The following is a 20,212-nucleotide window of genomic DNA, read 5'->3' as shown; positions in this document are numbered from 1 at the left end:
ACTCAAAGGAATAGATAGAATGAACAAAACGCTTGCCGAAATCAACAAAGCAGGGTAACCTGGCGTAAGCATTGATGACTGTCAGTGACGTATATCAATTTATAAAAGTGATTGATATCACTGATTTGAATCCCTTGAATTATCCAAGGACAGTTAAACGCTTCTCCATAGGAGGTCGTTCTTTGAAAGGAACAGTTCCACATTCAGACCAACCTGCCACGAAAGCCAAAAAGCAAGAGGCTAAAGTAGTTTTCGCACAGCAGGCAATTTTCTTAGGTAGCAGTAAGGCATACACTTCTGCCGCTTTCCTCGGTTTAGCAATTGCCTCCGGTATTCTCTGGCCTGAAGGGAGTCGAGCTAATACAGTATCCTCTGTGGCGACACTCACTCCGGAAATGCAGCCCACCTCTGATGGAGTTTCAAACTCTCAAGAGGGGGCCGCGCAGGCAACGGCACCTGCAAACGATTCCGAATGGCAACCCTCTTTGCTGCGGAATTTGTCTGAGCTAAACGACAACTCTAATCGGGCTAATTCCTCAGATCAAGGAGTAGAGTCTGTTAAATCACCGAAATCGGGTTTAACTGAGTTGTCCGAGTCCGAGTCTCAAACTCCTCTGGTGGGTTCAGAATCCCGCCCCGATTCGGCAACATCCCCATCTACTGTTCAGCCGAATTCATCAAGATCAGCATCTCAGGACGCTCTTTTAAATAATTCAGGAGACTCATCAGAGTCGTTGGCAACCCCTCGTCGTCGATCTGCTCAATCAAACTCTGCTTTATCGGAAGCGGCAGGTACAAATCAGCCCTACGCAACACCTGAAGTGCCTGGAGCGATTGTGATTGAATCTGAGTTAACCGATAACTCGGTTTCAGTGGTCTATCGTGTTAATTCAGGGGAGACACTGGCTCAGATTGCCCGTCGTCATCATGTGTCTGTCGATGAGATTATCAGAACCAATAATCTTACTGACCCTAATTTTATACAAGCCAATCAAAATCTCAGAATTCCTCAACGAGCTTCTCATCGTTCCCTTTTTCAAAATCCCTCTTCAAATCAGCCTGATAAATTTGGAAATTCTCAAAATTTAGCCACAGAATTTCCATCTAGAGAGCAATCTCTTTCACGCTTTACAAACGAGTCTCGCTTTGGTGATTCGGTCACGCCTTCGGAGTTGTCCTCGAAGCTGAAGTCCAAAACGTTGAAACCCATCGGCAATCAGTTGAGTCGAGTGCAGCCTTATACTCTGACTCCCAATTCTGAAGCTGAAAGTCAGTTTTCCTTAGATCAACTGGCGACGATCAAGGCTTCGGGTGCAATCACCGAACCAACGGCGATTTCTTCTAAAATCCCCTTTGCTCGTGATCAAGTCCAGACTCAACTGGTTTCCTCTACTGTTGATCTCCGCTCGAAGTCTTCCGGGGTTAAGAGCGACTCGTCTTCTCAACTCCATACCAGTCGGTTGCGGGCAGATGTTGACCGATTGCGTCAAGAGTACAAGATTCAGCAAGCCCAACAGCTAGCAGATGCCTCTCAACAAACCTCTGAGGAGTCGTCAACTCCAGAAGATGTGACACCGACTAACCCTCAACAGCCGTTATTATTGCGCCGGATTAACCCTGAGTTCAATCCTGATGCTTATCGACGGCAAAAAGAAGCCGCAGGCGGAAATACTCAGCCTCCGGAACAGTCTGCCCCCTCACCGGAGTTAACGGCTCCTAGCAGTGCTGCTTCTCTGCGACCTCAGCAGGAACTGGAAGCAGAACGTGATGATCAGTCAGTGGTGGCGACTGCACCGATTGGCCCCAATGCTTATGATCCGTTGCAAAATCCAGCTCTCGGACGTATTGTTTCTCCAGATTTACCGCCCCTTGCTGGCCCGGATACTTATCTGCCGGGGGGAACCATGCGGTTTAATGGCTATATTTGGCCGTCGAGAGGCATTTTAAGTTCGGGTTATGGTTGGCGTTGGGGACGGATGCACCGAGGAATTGATATCGCGGCTCCCATTGGTACACCTATTTTTGCGGCGGCGCCTGGTGTGATCACTTATGCCGGATGGAATAGTGGCGGCTATGGTAACTTGGTGGAAATTGAGCATCCCGACGGCAGTTTAACCCTTTACGCTCATAACAGTCGTGTTCTGGTTAATAAAGGTCAGAAGGTGGCTCAGGGTCATCAAATTGCGGAAATGGGCAGTACAGGCAGAAGTACAGGCCCCCACTTACACTTTGAGATTCATCCCTCTGGACAAGGTGCTGTTAATCCGATGGCTTTGCTTCCGAGCGAACGGGATAATCTTTCTCAACGATAGGGCGACTTTTTCAGTGACGAGGGAACAGTGAACAGGTTAGGGATAACTCTCAACTGATTCCCCATCCGCTGAAAAATTTAGCCAGTCAAAAACTTGCAATCTCTCATCGACTTTTGCTATAATTAGTAACCGTTGATGAAAATCTGGCTCCGTAGCTCAGTGGTTAGAGCAGGGGACTCATAAGCCCAAGGTCGCAGGTTCAAATCCAGCCGGAGCCATCTAAATATCAATTAAAAAAGTACGTTTCTAAAGAATTAGAGCGTACTTTTTTGATAGGTTGCGTAGTTGTAGTCATTTCGAGTATGATATCCTCGTAACAATTCGTAAACCCGAGGAAGTATCCAGAGGATTCACTTCCCGATCGGATTGAGTGGGACATCATCTTAGAGCAAGTCAAGGAGAAATACGTTATGGCAGAAGAGTGCATTCGCGTTGGTTTATCTGCACCGGAATTTACCGCAACTGCTGTCATCGATCAAGAATTTAAGACCATCAAGCTGTCTGACTATCGCGGCAAATATGTTGTCCTTTTCTTTTATCCGCTGGACTTCACTTTTGTTTGCCCGACTGAGATTACAGCATTTAGCGATCGCGCTGAAGAATTTACTAAACTCAATACCCAAATCCTGGGTGTTTCCGTTGACAGTGAATTCTCCCATTTAGCTTGGATTCAAAGCGATCGCAAATCGGGTGGAGTTGGTGACTTAAAATATCCCCTGGTTTCTGACATCAAGAAAGATATCAGTGCCGCTTACAACGTCTTAGATCCTGAAGCGGGAATCGCACTGCGGGGATTATTTATCATCGATAAGGAAGGCGTTATCCAACACGCGACTATCAATAACCTCGCATTTGGTCGCAACGTGGATGAAACCCTACGCACCTTGCAAGCCATCCAGTATGTACAGGCGAATCCAGATGAGGTTTGTCCTGCGGGTTGGAAGCCAGGTGAAAAAACGATGATTCCTGATCCAGTCAAGTCTAAAGACTTCTTTGCTGCGGTCTAATCTGAGTTGATCCTTGAGAATGAGTTATAGGGATGGGAAAATTAGGGACAATTATATCAACCTAAATATAATGGTTCGTCTTTAACTCGGGAATCGAGTCATCGCAGACACCGCCAATTCCGAGGCAGTGTACCGATAACCCATCACCTCAACTCATTCTTTCGTCGTTCACTTGTGAAAATTATGCTAACTTCTACTGATTTTAGCGGTTTACTCAATCGCCGCTTTTTCAATAACTTTTTACCCATTCCGGCGACCTATTATTTGCAAATGGGTTTAAAGACACCGGATTTTCAACTTCCAGATCTTACCAATAACCAGTCCGTTCGTCTCTCAAACTATCGGGGAAACTGTCCAGTAGTTTTGGCGTTTACTCGCATTTTTACTGAAAAACAATATTGTCCGCTCTGTTATCCTCATATTAAAGCACTAAATGAACGTTACGAAGAGTTTGTGCAGCGAGGAGTTGAGGTCTTGATGATTACCAGCACCGACGAGCAACAAAGCCAAACGGTGGTTAAAGATTTGGGTTTAAAAATGCCCTTATTGTGTGACCCCAACTGCAACACATTTAGACGATATAAATTGGGTCAAGCGTTAGGAGCGCCTTTACCTGCTCAGTTGATTTTAGATCGAGAAGGAATACTTCGTTATCAACATTTATTTTCCTTTTTTGAGTCGAATGCAGGGATTGATAAACTCTTAACTGAACTCGATCAACTCACCGTCTAGTCATTGTTATAAATACTCGCTTGAAATTGACTACTTTTGAGGCGATCAACAATTCCTTCTCGATCTTCGACCCAAAAACGAGAACCAAATCTCACTAAATATTGGTTGGAGACGACTGCTTCAACGGGGTATTTTTTCTGGTCTGGGTTTCCATTATAATCCTCTAAAATCGTTTTCAGATTATCTAATTTTGATGTTTGTTCGATTTCTTCGGGTGTTAGGTAGAGTCTAACTGAGGGTAGTTTTTCGGTAGGTTTTACGCTTTGCAAAAGGTGTTCAACGGATTCCGCTTCCTCAATAATAAGCTGAATTTTCTCCTCCTGCTTATCGACTTTACCCGTTACCAAGAAAGACTTGTTTTCTTCGAGAGAAGTTAGAATCTCTTGAAAAGTTCGAGGGAAAACAATCGCTTCCGCTTGTCCGCTCATATCCTCAACTTTTAGAAAAGCCATCGTTTCCCCTTTCTTGGTAACATGGCGTTTGACTTCTACAATCACCAAAAATACTTTAACTTTTTTTCCTTTGTGTTCCGCTAAATCTTGTAAAGTAATTGCATCTTCGACAGGATAGGCTTTAATTACAGATTGGAGAGGATGTTCAGAAACATAGAAACCCAGTAATTCTTTCTCAAATTGTAACTTTTCTGGAGTCGAAAAATCATCAGTTTTTGGAGGTTTAGGAGCGCCCTCATTGGTACTCTTTGTGGTTGTATCCCCTAACAAATCAAAAATACTACTCTGACCAATTTCTCGATCCTTCGCTTTTCCTTGCGCCCAGGGAATTAAAAAGTTTAAATATTCAATTGCTTGTTTTCGATTTTGATGTAAACTATCTAACGCGCCGCATTTGATTAAAGATTCCAAAGCCCGACTATTGACGATATGTAAGCTAACTCGACTACAAAAATCAGGTAAATCACTAAACTTCCCCCCCTCCTTTCGAGCTGCTAAAATATTCTCAATTGCTGTTTCTCCTACGTTTTTAATAGCAGATAAACCAAAGATAATTTCACCATCTGAAGGCGTAAAATCAACATTTGAATGATTAACATCTGGCGATACAACCTTAATCTTTAAACTGCGTTGACAGGAATCAATATATTTTTGAACTTTATCTGTGTTATCACTATTTTCGGTGAGCAATGCTGCCATATATTCAACAGGATAATTGGCTTTGAGATAAGCAGTTTGATAGGTGACAAATCCATAAGCCATCGAATGGGATTTATTAAAACAATATTCTGCGAATGCTAACATCTGATCAAATAAATGTTCAGCAATTTGTTTACTCACACCATTTTTCGTTGAACCATCAATAAATGCTTCTCTTTGTTTCTGCATTTCTGAGAGTTTCTTTTTCCCCATCGCCCGACGTAATAAATCCGCTTGACCTAACGAATATCCCGCTAAATCTTGCGCCATTTTCATAATTTGTTCTTGATAAACGAGAATCCCGTATGTTTCTTGTAAAATCGATTCTAACAACGGATGTTCATATTCAATCGGGACTCTTTTATGTTTACGATCAATAAATTTAGGAATTAATCCCGCATCTAAGGGGCCAGGTCGATATAAAGCCAAAATAGAGGAAATATCCTCAATATTAGAGGGTTTTAAATCCCGAACAATTTGCCGCATTCCCGAGGATTCCAACTGAAATACACCTTCTAAATCCCCTCGTTCTAATAATTTATAGGTTTTTTGGATATCCTCTGGCAGTTTTTTAATCTTTCCTTTTGCTAAAATTTGACAAGCTTTCCGTTCATCGAAAGGAAGTTGATCAGGGATCATTTTAAAATGATGATTTTCTTCAATCAATTCCACAACTCGCTGAATAATCGTGAGGTTTTTTAAGCCCAAAAAATCCATTTTTAAGAGTCCGAGTGCCTCAATATCTTCCATAAAATATTGAGTAATCACAGCCCCATCATTATTACGTTGTAGAGGAACAATTTCATCTAAAGGCTGTTTAGAAATCACCACACCCGCAGCATGAACTCCGAAAGTTTTGTTAGTACCTTCGATCCGAATTGCCATATCTATCCACTGACGCACAGGAATCGTTCCGACTTCATTTCCCAGATCATTTTTGATTGGAACATCTTCAGTTTCGTAGGCGCTTTTAAATTCCGGCGAGGGCGTATCATCAGAAATCATTACTTTTAATTTGGCGGGTTTTCCTCTAGAAACCGGAATTAATTTTGCCATTTGATCGGATTTACTATAAGGAATTCCTAACACTCTAGCAACATCTTTTAAAACCGCTTTCGAGGTCATGCGGTTAAATGTTATAATCTGAGCAACTTTATCTTCGCCATATTGGTTCGTTACATATCGAATCATTTCATCCCGTCTAGCGATACAAAAATCAGTATCAATATCAGGCATAGATTTCCGTTCTGGATTCAAAAAACGCTCAAATAATAGTCCGTGATGAACCGGATCAATATTAGTAATTCCTAAAGAATAAGCTACCAAAGAACCTGCGGCAGAACCTCGACCTGGGCCGACGGGAATCTGATGATCACGAGCATATTTAATATAATCCCAAACGACCAAAAAATAGGTGGAAAATCCCATTTTTTGCATCATTTTCAGTTCGTATTCTAAACGTTCCCGATAAACAGGTGGAATTTCTGAACGAGTCTGTATTTTTATCTGGTCTTGTAATCTTTCTATTAGCCCTTTCCAGGTCACTTCTTCGAGATAAGTATCGGATGTATGATTCGGTGGAATGGGATAATCTGGAATACGAGATTCACCTAAAATTCCTGTGTAGGGTTCAATTTTTTCAGAAACTTCTATTGTATTTGCAATCGCTTCTCGAATCACATCATCCGGTAAATGATCACGAAATAACTGCGCCATTTCTTCGGCTGATTTGAGATATTCAGTCCCCGAATACCGCATTCTTTTATCTTCGGTAATTAGTTTTTGGGTGTTAATACAAAGTAACGCATCGTGAGCTTCTACATCATAACAAGAGATAAAATGAGAGTCATTGGTTGCAATAATTTTAATGTCAAATTCCCGGGCGATTTTGACTAACTCTACGTTAACAATTCGATCTTCAGGAGAACCGTGATCCTGTATTTCTATATAATAATCTTCCCCAAATACATCTTGATACCATTTAGCGACTTTGCGAGCGACATCTGAGCGTCCCTGTAAAATGGCTTGGGGAAGTTCACCTCCCAAACAAGCACTTGTCACAATTAACCCTTCGTGATACTGTTTTAAAAGCTCTTTATTAATGCAGGGACGGGCAAAAATTCCTTTTCCTTGAAATCCTTGGAGATGAGAAATTGTTGTCAGTTTAACGAGGTTTTTGTAGCCTTTTGTATTTTTAGCTAAAACCACTTGATGATATTTTTTTAAACGACCCTGCTGTTGAGTAACATCAGCATTAATGACATACATTTCATTCCCAATAATGGGTTTAATTCCCTTGCTTCGACACTGTTTAATTAACTCAATTGCACCGTACATAACACCATGATCGGTTACAGCGATCGCCGGCATTTTTAACTCAACGGCTCGTTCAATTAATTGAGGTAATTGAGAGGCTCCATCTAACAGGCTATAATCACTATGAATGTGCAACCCTACAAAAGACATAATTATTTTCCAGAGATTTTATAGAGACTTTAAACCGTAGAAATTGAATAGATTTGTTAACTTCAGTATGATAGAATAATGATCGACTTTCGTAATATAAATACCATCTGGGCTTCGATTATTGTTGAAACCCTATACAAACTAGGATTAACCACCGCTATTATTAGCCCTGGCTCTCGTTCTAGCCCGCTAACATTTGCCTTTTCCCAACAGTCTGAAATTGAAACAATTCCCGTTTTAGATGAACGTTCTGCGGCTTTTTTTGCCTTGGGAATCGCTAAAAAATCAGGTTTACCTACTGTTTTGGTTTGTACCTCGGGAACCGCAGGAGCAAACTTTTATCCGGCTGTTATCGAAGCTCGAGAAAGTCGAGTTCCGTTATTAATTTTAACAGCAGATCGTCCGCCTGAATTACGAAATTGTCACGCTGGACAAACAATTGATCAAGTTAAATTATACGGTCATTATCCCACGTGGCAGAGCGAACTTGCAACCCCTTCTTTAGAGCTTGAACTGTTAGGTTATCTGCGACAAACGCTAATCTATGGATGGGAACGAACGCAGGTTCCGATACCGGGGCCAGTGCATCTAAATTGTCCGTTTCGTGATCCTTTAATCCCTGTCCCCCAACCCGCAGCTTTAGCATTAGAAGCAACGTTTCCCTCCGATTTTTTTTCGATAGTTTCTTCAGAACAACTTCTTCATTCTACTCTTAATTTAAACCCCTATCTTGAAAAATGGCAATCTTGTCAACAAGGCTTAATTATTTCGGGAGTCGCTCAACCCCAGTCTCCTCAATTATACAGTCAAGCGGTTGCTAAACTATCCCAGTTTTTAAACTGGCCAGTGTTGGCAGAAGGGTTATCTCCCCTGAGAAATTATCATCACATTAACCCGAACTTAATTTCAACCTATGACTTAATTTTACGCCATCCAAACGGTGCCGAAAAACTCGCCCCTAAAATTGTGATTCAAATTGGAGATTTACCAACCAGTAAACAACTGAGAACGTGGTTAAAAAACAATTCCCCTCAAACCTTTATTATCGATCAAACCTATCAAAACCTCAATTCTCTACACAACTCAGCGATTCATTTGCGGTATTATATCGAACAAATTGCTGAGAGTTTATCCGACTTAAAACCTCATAAAAATAACAAAACTTATCTCCAACTCTGGCAGAATAAAGAAGCTGTTGTGAGACAAAAATTAGAACAAGAAATGACAACACTTGAAGCCTTAACAGAACCAAAAATCTCTTGGCTTTTGCCACAAATATTACCGTATAAAACCCCATTATTTATCTCTAATAGTATGCCTGTCCGAGATGTAGAATTTTTCTGGATGCCCAATTCTTTAGAAATTCAACCCTTTTTTAATCGAGGTGCAAATGGAATTGATGGGACATTATCCACAGCTTTAGGCATCGCTCATCGTCATCAAAGCAGTGTATTACTAACAGGAGATCTCGCTTTACTTCACGATACTAATGGATTTTTACTCAGAAATAAATTGATCGGACATTTAACCATTATTCTCATTAATAATAACGGAGGCGGAATTTTTGAACTGTTACCCATTGCCGAATTTAATCCACCTTTTGAAGAATTCTTTGCAACACCTCAACATATTGATTTTTCTCAACTCTGCACAACTTATGGAGTAGAGTATCAAAAAATCGAGTCTTGGCATCAACTCCAACAACATCTAAACCCATTACCAACCCAAGGAATTCGAGTGCTAGAAATTCCTACAAACCGCAAACAAGACGCACAATGGCGGCAAAATACACTCAATCAATTAGCAACTGAATTAGAGTCTTAGATAGCAACACTTTCCGCTAACAACGGATCTAAACTTCCTTGACTATTGAGTTGATAAAGCTCATCGCATCCGCCAATATGTTGATGATTAATAAAAATTTGAGGAACACTACGACGCCCATTTGCCCGTTCAGCCATTTGGTTTCGGGCAGTATTATCACCATCTATTTTATACTCAGTATAATTAACCCCTTTCCACCACAATAATAACTTAGCTCGAATACAATAGGGACAGGTTTGCCAAGTATAAATTTCAACATTAGCTTTAACTTGTTCAGGATGCCGTCCCAGGATAGGATTAAGAAAATCAAACATAATTTAGGGTTTTATGATGTTATTTTTTTGATGAAATCGACTCAGTTAAAACGTTGTTGTCACTTGTTGAATTTGGTTTTGAGCGCGAGATAACCGCTTAAAATCTCGGAGCATCAAAGCATAATAGTGAACGGTAAACAAAAGATTAATTCCGAAAAAAATCAAAGTCAAGAGAAACCGAAACATTGTCCCAAAGCTCAATTCAGAAGCCATTGTAAACACAGAAAATACAATGGAACATAAACCGAAGCCGGAAGCAAAGGAACTGAGAATCAGTAAACGCACTTTAGACATTGTTAAGTTGAGAACAGATCAATGACAGGACTCCAACCTATTATTCCTGATTTCCCCCCGAAAGTTCAAGTCTTTTCTGTAATTTCTGTCAGAATCAACCCTCTTATTTTTTCGGAGTCAGGGAATATTCCGAGGAGAGTTGGAAACAATGGCTCTCTATGAGTGCGAAGTCGTTAATTTTCCGACAACCTCAACCCATTCTTAACAGAGAGCCATTGTTCAACACAATTTCCAAACTCTAAGTCTCCCCAATTCGATTTTGTTGAGTTGCTGAGGTTAGTCTTTCCACTCGCTATCAACTTCTGTTTTGGTAGGCAGAGTTTAAACAGCTAAAGTTGAATGCTGTCTCGCAACTCCCTGCATCTCCAGTTATAGATTATCGAGTTGCTTGCGTAACTCTTCCAACTCACTATCGACTTCTGCTTTTTGGGCGGGAGTTTGAGGAGTAGAAGCCGGTTGTTCACCTGCGGGAAGTTGAGCTTGGGGTTGAGCCGAGCCACCGAGCATTTGCACTTTGAGCGCTTCCAACTCATCATCAACACCGCTTCCGGCTTCAAGCGCTTTAAACTGACTGTCTAAATCTGCACCCGCCAATTCTCCTACGGCTTGAGAACGAGCTTCCATTTGCAGAACTTTTTCTTCCATCCGTTCAAAAGCTGCCATTCCGCCGCTTGCATCAATACCACCTAGCATTCCCTGTAACTGCTCATTCGCTTTCGCGGCTTGCGCCCGAGCCTTGAGCATATTTTTCTTAGTCTTGGCTTCAGAGATTTTACTCTCTAGCTGAATTAAGTTCCGTTTAAGGGTATCGACTTGAGCGGTTTGCTGATCGAGAGTCAACTTAACGGTGTTGGCTTGCTCCTCATAACTCTTTTTGCGCTGCAAAGCTTCACGAGCCAGGTTTTCATCTCCCTTTTGCAGAGCCAATTGAGCGCGAGATAGCCACTGGTTGGATTGAGATTGAGATTGGTTATATTGCTGTTGGCTGCGTTTTTGAGAAGCAATTGCCTGAGCCACAGCCTGACGGAGTTGTACCAGGTCTTCCTGCATCTCAATAAGAGTCTGCTCTAAGATCTTTTCTGGATCTTCAGCCTTGCTCACCATATCGTTTAGGTTCGATCTCACGACACGGCTAATCCGATCGAATAGTCCCATAACGTTGTTTTTCCTTTAGCGGTTTATAAAGTTAATTGCAGTAGGTTGACAATTTAACCGACCTGTATAGAGTCAGTTGCTCAAAGCCAACTTCTACTAGCTACTACCTCTAGTTTAACCCTATTACCGGATCTAGCCCTCTTGCTGGGTACTGAATTTTTTAGATTCTCCGTCAATCACTATTTCCGGGTAACATTTTTGCTTTCATTGCAGCCAACTCCGCATCAACATCATCATCGCTGCTTTCGAGAGCATCAAACTGTTTTTCGAGATCATTAGCCGAGAGTTCAGCCATCGCCTGAGAACGGGCTTCAAGCTGCATCACCTTGTCTTCCATCTGTTCAAAGGCATTGATTGCCCCACCCGTGCTAGTATTGCCGAGAATCTCGTTGAGTTTTTCCGAAGCTTTCGCCGATCGCGCCCGAGCAATAAACAAGTCTTTTTTCGCCTTCGCCTCACTAATTTTACTCTCTAGCTTTCGCATATTTTTCCGTAACTGATCAACAACTTGAGCTTGCTGTTCGAGTTGAGACGACATTGCCGCTTCGGTTTCTAGATAGGATTTGCGACGAGTTAACGCTTCTCGGGCGAGTCGTTCTTCCCCTTTTTGCAAAGCCAGTTGCGCTCGTCTGTACCATTCTTCGGCGGTCGTTTTCGCCTGAGAACATTGTCGTTCGGTGCGTTTTTGGGTGGCAATGGCTTGAGCAACGGCTTGTCTGAGTTGCACCAAGTCCTCTTGCATATCCATCACCGTTTGTTCCAGAATTTTCTCTGGATCTTCGGCTTGACTAATCAAACTATTAATGTTGGCACGAATCACTCGCCAAATGCGATCAAAAAAGCCCATAATTCAATCTTCTCCCAACCTATTGCCCTGCTTTCGGGGTGTCGTACTGTACAGAAATTCCTTGTACCCGCAGTTCTTCAGCTAACCGTTTGGCGGCTTCTGGATTATCCAACGCCCCCATTTGCACTTTTACCCCCGTTTTAAACTCTCGCACATAGGCATCGGGTACCACTTCTCTGGCTTTTTCTAGCCCTCGCTCATCAGTGTAAGATGTCACCACGTAGTACAGACTATCACTCGCTCTCACCGGATTAGTATTGGGTTTGGTAGCGGCTCCGGCTGCGGGTTTGGGAACGGGAGCGGGTGCGGGCGCGGTTTGGGGTATGGGTTTGGGCGTTGGTGGAACCGGATCTGGAAGCAGTTCGTTGGTGAGGTTGCTCATTCCGGGGCCACTCGGTAACGGACTCGGAGGGGTTAAACTCTGACCATTGGTTGGAGTCGGAGTTTGAGTCGCCGGAGCCGGAATCGGATTTGGACTAGGATTAATATTACTGAGTGTATCTAAATCGAGATCGACAAATTCACGAGCGGCTAAGTTCGGTTGAGGTTCAATTGATTCAATTGTATTGGGGTCAGTTGTTTTGTCTGTTTGTTGGGCGTTGGGGTTCAATTTACTCAACCAACGATTTAACCCTAAAGTTGCCATTCCTGACGGAGACATCACAACATAGCCTAGACCAATACAGGAAAAGAGAAACAGCAACATTGAGCCAATTCCAACAGGCGTAAACAAACTCGCTGCCCAACTCCGTTGCCGACGCTTCGCCCGACGTTCTTCTAAGCTTGTAACCAGTTGTTGAGAAGATTCGAGATAGCCATCGGGTTCATTGGTATTATCAGAGGATGAAGTGAAAGAAGAATCCGATGAGTTGGAGTAAGTGGGTTCTGACTGTAACTGGGTTTTGGGAGAACGAGGGGCGAGAGGTGCAGAACCCGGTAAAACCACTGATTCCCAACCCGATGAGGTTTGAGAACTCGATGATTTAGACTGGGAAGAAGGTGTCGAACTGGGTTCTATATTATTTTCACCGTCTGAGACTGACAACACTTCTGAGGGTTTTTGGGTGTAGGAGTTAGAAGGCTTTTTAGCCGTCGTTGCGGGGGTTGTCTTACGTCGATAACGTCGATATCGGGAAAGTTCGTCTTCGAGTTGAATATCTAGACTCCCTAAAACGTCTTTTAATGCAGGTTCCAGGGAATCTGAGGTTTTGGAACTGTTGACGACAGAAGATTTACTCATTCGGGGAACTCCTCGCTGTTTTTTAATGTTAATGATGACTTGAAATTAAAATTAGCAGTTCTTTAGGGCTGAGTTTTTTTACTAATGTTTCAATCGCTAAATCAGATTTTAGATTGTTTACAAGTTCAGCTGTTAACTCCTGAACAGCAGCAACTCCAATCGATTCTTGATCTTTGGACTACTGTGGTCGGTCAACGGGCGATCGCTCACACTCGGCCGATTTCTATCAGTCGGGGAGTTTTGAGGGTTGCGACTTCGAGTGCTACCTGGTCACAGCAGCTCACCTTCAGGCGATCGCAAATGCTTCGACAGTTAAATCAAAGACTTTCTAATCCTTTGAATGATATCAAGTTTTCTACCGCTCTGTGGCACAGTCAATCTCATTATTCAACATCGGAGGATGATTTGGGTGACGAGCCTCAACACCATCCCAGTTCCGTTACAAATATTGTTCCGGCTTCGACTCCTACCGCCTCGTCTGAGGGTTCCTCTGCTGCTGTCACCCCTGAGACTGCTTTTCAAAATTGGGCGGAAGTGATTCAACGGCGATCGCAATCTTTACCTGAATGTCCCTGTTGTCATTGTCCAACCCCGACCGGAGAATTGCAGCGTTGGTCGGTTTGTGCGATGTGTTTTAGTCAACAACGCCTTCATCCCTAGTTTGAGATTGATTGGACATCGATCTGAGGTTTTTGGGTCGTCCTCTGGGAAACAGCCCTGACCGAAACGACTCTGACTTTCTACCTGAGAGAGTGTCCGATCCCCGGATTTGGCTCTGTCCCCGGATAGAGATTTTCTCGGTCTTGCTTGACCATTTATTATACCAAAATCCAGATGTATAAACCTCTTTTTATTGTCTAATTTGTATTGTATCTTGAGGTGTTTAGCTTGATCCCCATTTGGTTTAGCTTGTTGTTATGCCAATCCGCCTTTATTTACAGTTCTCAATATTTTAGGGTTTAATTGTATCTGTTTATAAACCAAATCTTAAAAAAATATAAAATTCAGTTGTGAGTTGGGGATCGCTCAAACTTAGACGGAATAATGATTGATCGATAATTAATACAGGTGGCTCGATCTAGGAGAATAAAGAGTATCAAATGGATTCACACAGGAGAACCTCATGGAAGCCCCACACACTTTGACCTCATACTGTCGTTGCTGCCAACATTACACACCAGAAGGCCGAAGAGGTGGACATTGTAGCCAGCTTCATGCTCCCGTTAAAGGCAGTTGGAAAACTTGTAACTTAGCGATGCTGGCGTTTTCGTCTTGGGAAGAAGCCCAAAGAATGGTCATTTTACCCCAGACCACCGAAGCTTTACCGGAAACTGTTCCCGTTGCTGTTTAATCTCTGAAGTGAAGCCAGTTACGAATTAAATCATTCTTTTTTACGAAGTCACTAATGACGGAAAACTAAGTATCAGTCTCAATTACGAAGCAGAAGTTCTTAACAGGTTTGAGTTGCAATCAAGTTCTACTTTAAGAAAACAAATTTGTCCGCATCTTAGGTTATTTACTCTCAATTTTCACCCCGGCAAACATTTTCTGCTAAGAACTTCTGATATTTTTTAATTCTAAGGAAGCCAAGGATATTGACGGAAATTCGGCTTTCGTTTTTCCAAAAATGCTTGTTTTCCTTCTGCGCCTTGTTCGGTCATGTAATACAGCAGTGTGGCATTTCCCGCCAGTTCTTGTAACCCCGCTTGACCATCACAATCCGCATTAAATGCCGCTTTTAAACAGCGAATTGCAATCGGACTTTTCTCTAAAATTTCGGTTGCCCATTGAACCCCTTCTGCTTCTAACTGTTCAACGGGAACCACACAATTAACCAATCCCATTTCTGAGGCTTGTTCCGCCGTATATTGACGACAGAGAAACCAAATTTCTCTCGCTTTTTTCTGACCGACAATTCGCGCTAAATAACTCGCACCAAACCCCCCATCAAAACTCCCAACCTTCGGCCCAGTTTGCCCAAAAATTGCATTATCAGCCGCAATTGTGAGATCACAAACTAAATGTAAAACATGACCCCCACCAATAGCATAACCTGCAACTAAAGCAATCACAACTTTCGGCATTGACCGAATTAATCGTTGTAAATCTAATACATTTAAACGAGGAATTCCAGCATTATCAATATATCCTGCTTCTCCGCGCACACTCTGATCTCCACCGGAACAAAACGCATATTTACCATCCGTATGTGGCCCCGCTCCAGTCAGTAAAATCACCCCAATTTGAGTGTCTTCGCGAGCATCACTAAACGCATGACAAAGTTCATTCACAGTCTCGGGACGGAAAGCATTGCGTTTATGGGGACGATTAATCGTAATTTTAGCAATCCCATCTGCTTTGTGATACAAAATATCTTCGTAAGTTTTCGCCGTTTGCCATTCTATAGACATTTTTAAAACCGTAGTAATTTAAAACCGTAATAAATTCTAAGTACCGGAGTAGAATTTTAACAAGGCTTCTGTCTTCTATTTTCTGCCTTCGTTTAAAGTTATCTCAATTGACTTGGAAATTGTTCTCATATATTCTGGTATTTTAATCCATTACTAAATCTCCTGAGCCGCTGATAACTTCACCAATTTTATAAGCTGATATTTGGCAGGATTCAAACCATTTAATTGTTGTTTGTGCTTGCTCGGGTGGCACAATCACCACATAACCAATGCCCATATTAAAAGTTTCCCACATGGCGGTTTTATTCACCTTTCCGGTTTGAGCAATCCACTCAAAAATCGGTAAATTTGGCCAGCTATTTGGATAGATCTGAATCGATTGATCTTTGCCTAAACAACGGGGTAAATTCTCAGGTAAACCGCCTCCGGTAATATGTGCCATGCCATGAATTTCTAACTCGGATTGTAAAGCCGTTAAAACAGGTTTAACGTAAATTTGAGTCGGCGTTAAACAAACTTCTCCTAAAGATTGACCTGCAAATTCGGGCGGACATTCAGACCAACTTAGTTGGCGATCGCTGACGATTTTTCGCACTAAACTAAATCCATTACTATGAACCCCACTGCTGGCCAGACCAATGGCTACATCCCCCAGTTTCACCTGAGAAGAATTGAGAATTTGGCTTTTTTCAACAATTCCGACACAAAATCCGGCGAGATCGTATTCTCCAACCGGGTAAAATCCCGGCATTTCTGCGGTTTCTCCCCCAATTAAGGCACATCCGGCTTGTTTACAGCCGCCCGCAATTCCTTCGACGACTTGGGCGAGTTGTTCGGGGTTGAGTTTTCCGGTTGCTAGATAGTCCAGAAAAAAGAGGGGTTCGGCGCCGCAGGTGAGAACATCGTTGACGCACATCGCCACTAAGTCAATACCAACGGTTCGATGAGAGTTGAGTTGAGTGGCGAGTTTGAGTTTGGTTCCCACGCCATCGGTTCCTGAGACTAATACTGGATGTTTGTAGCCGGGAGGAATTTCAAAGCAACCGCCAAAACCCCCTAAACCTCCCATTACCTCTGGTCTATAAGTTGATTGGCATGAGTCTCGTATACGGTCTACGAAGTCTCGACCTGCTGCTACATCGACACCTGCTTCTCGATAATCCATATGTCTATTTACCCGTTGTCCGCTTTGATGTTCTCAACTGTTTAGATTACCAAGTTTAGGGATCAGATATCTGGTCTGAATGGTTGATTTTTACGTCTATCTACGGATTTTGAGGTCAATTGTCATCTATCAGAAAATTTTATCAGTCCAAAATCAGGTAAGTAAAAATTCTTAGAATGCCTATCTAAAGGGAAGTTTAAGCTAAACTATACCGTTTAGTTTGACCTCAAAGGCAAAAAGTGATCACTGATACTGATTCCGATTATTCAAAGTTCGTGTTACTGTGTTGCAGTTGCTTTTGCAAAGGTGAACACGTTCCGAGTATGAGTTGATCTCCAAAGTTGACTCATTTAGGGATAACCCTGAAAACTCGACTCAAAGGTTATTTTTGTTAATTGGCATATGAAGCACAAACTTTTAAGTGGTTTAACCGCGATGGTGTTGGCATCAAGTTTTAGCGTCTCCTTATCGAGTCTCGCCGAACAATCCCCACAATTGCCAGAGGTAGAAGCATCTAAACTCACGGAGACTCAAACCTCTGTTGGAGAAACCACAAAACAAGCAACAGGCAGCACTGCCGTCAAAGTGGGAGAATATCAGTCTAATTCAGGCAGTGATAGAGAAAGCGCGATGATTGCCACTATCGAAGCCCATCAGTGGAATAATCGCCAAGCAGCAACCCTATATGTGCGAAATATTCCGGTTCTGACCTTTGTGGAAAAAGCAGATCCGGTCAAAGCAGCCAATCAAGGTAATCTCGTTAAAATTGGAACCGTCTCAGAATCTTCGCGATCGCTGAAAAAGCCGAGTTCTGAGCGCCCATTACAAGACAATCAAGATCCGGTTTCCCGAGCCAGCGAAGTTGCCGCGAAACTCAATCAACTGAACCGCTACGAAGTTGATGCTAACAGCATCAGTGTACGCTGGAACCAAGAGCAACAAAACTACACGATAGAAATCGAAGGTCAAACCCTCGTTGTCATTGATTCTGAAACAATTCTGCCCGACACAACCCAAGATCTCGCAGAAGACGCCTTACAAGCAACAAACCGACTTCGGCGACAAATGGGCTATGCAGCGCCTCTCCGCAAAATCGAAGGCAAATCCCCTTTAAATAATCAATTGAATGACGCTAAAAATGCGTTTAATCGCCGTGTGTTGGAAGCCGTTGAAGGTCTGGCATCCTGGTATGGCCCCGGTTTTCACGGTCGATTGACGGCCAACGGAGAACGATTTAACCAATATGAACTCACCGCAGCCCATCGTTCCCTACCATTTGGGACAGCAGTACGAGTCACCAATACAAATAATGGTCGTTCTGTAGTCGTGCGGATTAATGATCGCGGGCCATTTTCTGGAGGTCGGATTATTGATTTATCAGTAGCCGCAGCCCAAGAGATCGGTATGATTAGCAGTGGTGTTGCTCAGGTTAAAGTTGAAGTTCTCGCCCCTCAACAGTAAACGGGTTCGGGACAGAGGGAGAGAAGAAAAACGCTTCTCTATTCCCTTTTCTCTGAAAAAACGGTTTACTGATCACTGTAAACTGTTGACTATAAAGACTGTTCACTGTAGATCATGCGCCTGTTTACGACAATTGCAGCAGTCCGCTGCGACCTGAACCATCTGAGTTCAAAGACCCCACAGGCTACCATCGGATTTGTCCCGACGATGGGCAGTCTACATCCAGGTCACTTGAGTTTGATTGAGCGGGCTAGAGCTGAAAATGCAATTGTGGTGGTGAGTATTTTTGTCAATCCTCTTCAGTTTGGGCCGCAGGAGGATTTGAAACAGTATCCCCGTTCTGTAGATCACGATTTATTGCTCTGTAAACAGGCGGGGGTTGATCTTGTGTTTATGCCCAGTGTAGAGAAAATTTTAGGGATCTCGGAACCGGATCATCGCGAATTAGAGGCTGAACCCCAAACCAGTGTTGTTCCGCCGTCTAATCTGATCTCGGTGTTGTGTGGCTCTGCTCGTCCCGGTCACTTTCCAGGTGTGACGACGATTGTGGCTAAGTTTTTTAATATTATTGAACCCCATCGTGTTTATTTTGGCCGCAAAGATGCTCAACAGTTAGCCATTATTCGACGCATGGTTAGAGATCTCAACTGGCCGATTGAAATTGTGGCTTGTCCGATTGTTAGAGAGGCTTCAGGACTCGCTTATAGTTCTCGCAATCAATATTTGACCCCTCAACAACAAACTCAGGCAACGGTACTCTATCGCGCTCTGTGTAAAGGGAAGCAAGTTTTTTTAGATGGGAATTATCATCAGTCGGCTATACTCTCGGCAGTCCAAGCTGAACTGGCCACCACACCCGAGGTTCAGTTGGAATATTTACAGCTTGTTGATCCAGATACAATGACACCGTTAACAGAAGTTCAGGAGGTGGGACTGTTGGCTATAGCAGCCCGTGTGAATACAACCCGTTTGATTGATAATCTGATTTTACGCAACCGTAAACCGATTGTGGCGATTGATGGGCCAGCCGGAGCGGGGAAATCAACGGTAACGCGCCAAGTTGCTCAACAATTGAATTTGTTGTTTTTGGATACAGGGGCGATGTATCGGGCGGTGACTTGGTTGGTACTAGAAAGTGGAATTGAGATCTCCGACGAACCTGCTGTTGCTGAGTTGGTTCATCAATGCCAGATTGAATTGATTCCTCACCCAGACCATCTTGGTATTTGTATTAATGGTCGGGATGTTACCGCCGAAATTCGTTCAACCCAGGTGACGGCAAATGTTTCGGCAATTGCGGCTCAATCTGTGGTGCGCGAGTCGTTAGTGAAGCAGCAACAAGCTTATGGTCGGACTGGGGGTGTGGTGGCAGAAGGACGGGATATTGGGACTTCTGTTTTTCCGGATGCGGAACTGAAGATTTTTCTAACGGCTTCGGTGAAAGAGCGATCTCAGCGTCGGCAACTTGAACTCCAACAGCAGGGCCAGGAAGATATTAGTCTCGAACAGATAGAACTCGAAATTGCTCAACGAGATTATAAAGATAGCACTCGCTCTATTGCTCCTCTACGAAAAGCCGCAGATGCAATTGAAATTCAAACCGATGGCTTGACCATCAAACAGGTCACAGAGGAAATTATTCGTCTCTATCACCAGAAAATTACTCAACTAACATAAAATTTTGACAGATTAACCCAAATTTGCCCTAATATCTTAGAGAAGTAATTTGCTTCTGCTGGCGCAACCCTCTAAGGACATAATTTTAACGCTTGACATTTTTGGCAAGATATGATATAAGCGTCAATTCACTTTTTCAGAGTGGATCAGGGTCAA

The 20,212-nt window shown here is 42.9% G+C and carries 16 protein-coding genes and 1 tRNA gene; 9 read left to right on the top strand and 8 right to left on the bottom strand.

The features are described from left to right. Positions 1-182: 182 nt before the first annotated feature. From L8106_RS12565 to L8106_RS12550, 4 genes are all read left to right on the top strand, one after another. Positions 183-2,312, top strand: coding sequence for a peptidoglycan DD-metalloendopeptidase family protein (locus tag L8106_RS12565; protein WP_039896202.1), 2,130 nt, complete (start codon positions 183-185; stop codon positions 2,310-2,312). A gap of 145 nt (positions 2,313-2,457) precedes the next feature. Then, positions 2,458-2,530: transfer RNA gene (locus tag L8106_RS12560), tRNA-Met, on the top strand. Positions 2,531-2,722: 192 nt separating this feature from the next. Further along, entirely contained in the window at positions 2,723-3,319 is a 597-nt protein-coding gene (locus L8106_RS12555; RefSeq protein ID WP_009784683.1) for a peroxiredoxin, read from the top strand. A gap of 183 nt (positions 3,320-3,502) precedes the next feature. Beyond that, positions 3,503-4,051 carry a peroxiredoxin family protein gene (locus L8106_RS12550; RefSeq protein WP_009784682.1) on the top strand — a complete coding sequence of 183 codons (549 nt, stop codon included), beginning with the start codon at positions 3,503-3,505 and terminating at the stop codon, positions 4,049-4,051. On the opposite strand, the gene L8106_RS12545 is transcribed toward L8106_RS12550, so the two are convergent. After that, the gene (locus L8106_RS12545; RefSeq protein WP_009784681.1) at positions 4,048-7,668 is read right to left on the bottom strand and encodes a DNA polymerase III subunit alpha; all 3,621 of its coding nucleotides are present in this window, start codon (positions 7,666-7,668) and stop codon (positions 4,048-4,050) included. The two genes, L8106_RS12550 and L8106_RS12545, sit on opposite strands and share 4 nt — an antisense overlap. A gap of 78 nt (positions 7,669-7,746) precedes the next feature. On the opposite strand from L8106_RS12545, the gene menD reads away from it, so the two are divergent. Next, complete coding sequence (gene menD, locus L8106_RS12540; protein WP_009784680.1) at positions 7,747-9,492, top strand: 2-succinyl-5-enolpyruvyl-6-hydroxy-3-cyclohexene-1-carboxylic-acid synthase; 1,746 nt, start codon at positions 7,747-7,749, stop codon at positions 9,490-9,492. On the opposite strand, the gene grxC is transcribed toward menD, so the two are convergent. From grxC to L8106_RS12515, 5 genes are all read right to left on the bottom strand, one after another. Continuing rightward, a complete protein-coding gene (gene grxC / locus L8106_RS12535) occupies positions 9,489-9,806 on the bottom strand; it encodes a glutaredoxin 3 (protein ID WP_009784679.1) in 318 nt (105 codons plus the stop codon). The two genes, menD and grxC, sit on opposite strands and share 4 nt — an antisense overlap. A 45-nt stretch (positions 9,807-9,851) precedes the next feature. Continuing rightward, positions 9,852-10,100, bottom strand: a complete 249-nt coding sequence (locus L8106_RS12530; protein ID WP_009784678.1) for a hypothetical protein — start codon at positions 10,098-10,100, stop codon at positions 9,852-9,854. A 369-nt stretch (positions 10,101-10,469) separates the two neighbouring features. After that, positions 10,470-11,255: a PspA/IM30 family protein gene (locus L8106_RS12525; RefSeq protein ID WP_009784677.1), complete on the bottom strand. Its 786-nt coding sequence runs from the start codon at positions 11,253-11,255 to the stop codon at positions 10,470-10,472. Between the two features lie 172 nt (positions 11,256-11,427). Beyond that, positions 11,428-12,102: a PspA/IM30 family protein gene (locus L8106_RS12520; protein WP_009784676.1), complete on the bottom strand. Its 675-nt coding sequence runs from the start codon at positions 12,100-12,102 to the stop codon at positions 11,428-11,430. A 19-nt stretch (positions 12,103-12,121) separates the two neighbouring features. Next, complete coding sequence (locus tag L8106_RS12515; RefSeq protein WP_009784675.1) at positions 12,122-13,342, bottom strand: hypothetical protein; 1,221 nt, start codon at positions 13,340-13,342, stop codon at positions 12,122-12,124. Positions 13,343-13,426: 84 nt separating this feature from the next. On the opposite strand from L8106_RS12515, the gene L8106_RS12510 reads away from it, so the two are divergent. Both L8106_RS12510 and L8106_RS32140 read left to right on the top strand, forming a co-directional pair. After that, positions 13,427-14,002, top strand: coding sequence for a DUF721 domain-containing protein (locus tag L8106_RS12510; protein ID WP_009784674.1), 576 nt, complete (start codon positions 13,427-13,429; stop codon positions 14,000-14,002). 463 nt (positions 14,003-14,465) lie between these two features. Then, complete coding sequence (locus L8106_RS32140; protein ID WP_156803658.1) at positions 14,466-14,693, top strand: hypothetical protein; 228 nt, start codon at positions 14,466-14,468, stop codon at positions 14,691-14,693. A 226-nt stretch (positions 14,694-14,919) separates the two neighbouring features. Here the strand turns inward: L8106_RS32140 and menB are convergent, their stop codons facing one another. Then, a complete protein-coding gene (menB, locus tag L8106_RS12505; protein WP_009784672.1) occupies positions 14,920-15,753 on the bottom strand; it encodes a 1,4-dihydroxy-2-naphthoyl-CoA synthase in 834 nt (277 codons plus the stop codon). A 142-nt stretch (positions 15,754-15,895) separates the two neighbouring features. Then, positions 15,896-16,918 carry a phosphoribosylformylglycinamidine cyclo-ligase gene (purM, locus tag L8106_RS12500; protein WP_009784671.1) on the bottom strand — a complete coding sequence of 341 codons (1,023 nt, stop codon included), beginning with the start codon at positions 16,916-16,918 and terminating at the stop codon, positions 15,896-15,898. Between the two features lie 402 nt (positions 16,919-17,320). On the opposite strand from purM, the gene L8106_RS34350 reads away from it, so the two are divergent. Next, a complete protein-coding gene (locus L8106_RS34350; protein ID WP_009784670.1) occupies positions 17,321-18,379 on the top strand; it encodes a septal ring lytic transglycosylase RlpA family protein in 1,059 nt (352 codons plus the stop codon). 114 nt (positions 18,380-18,493) lie between these two features. Further along, on the top strand, positions 18,494-20,056 hold the full coding sequence (locus tag L8106_RS12490; RefSeq protein WP_039896177.1) for a bifunctional pantoate--beta-alanine ligase/(d)CMP kinase: 1,563 nt from the start codon (positions 18,494-18,496) through the stop codon (positions 20,054-20,056). The last annotated feature ends 156 nt before the right edge of the window (positions 20,057-20,212 follow it).

It is taken from the genome of Lyngbya sp. PCC 8106 (assembly GCF_000169095.1).
Classification (GTDB): Bacteria; Cyanobacteriota; Cyanobacteriia; order Cyanobacteriales; family Microcoleaceae; genus Capilliphycus.
This window is presented reverse-complemented; position numbering and strand designations above follow the sequence as displayed.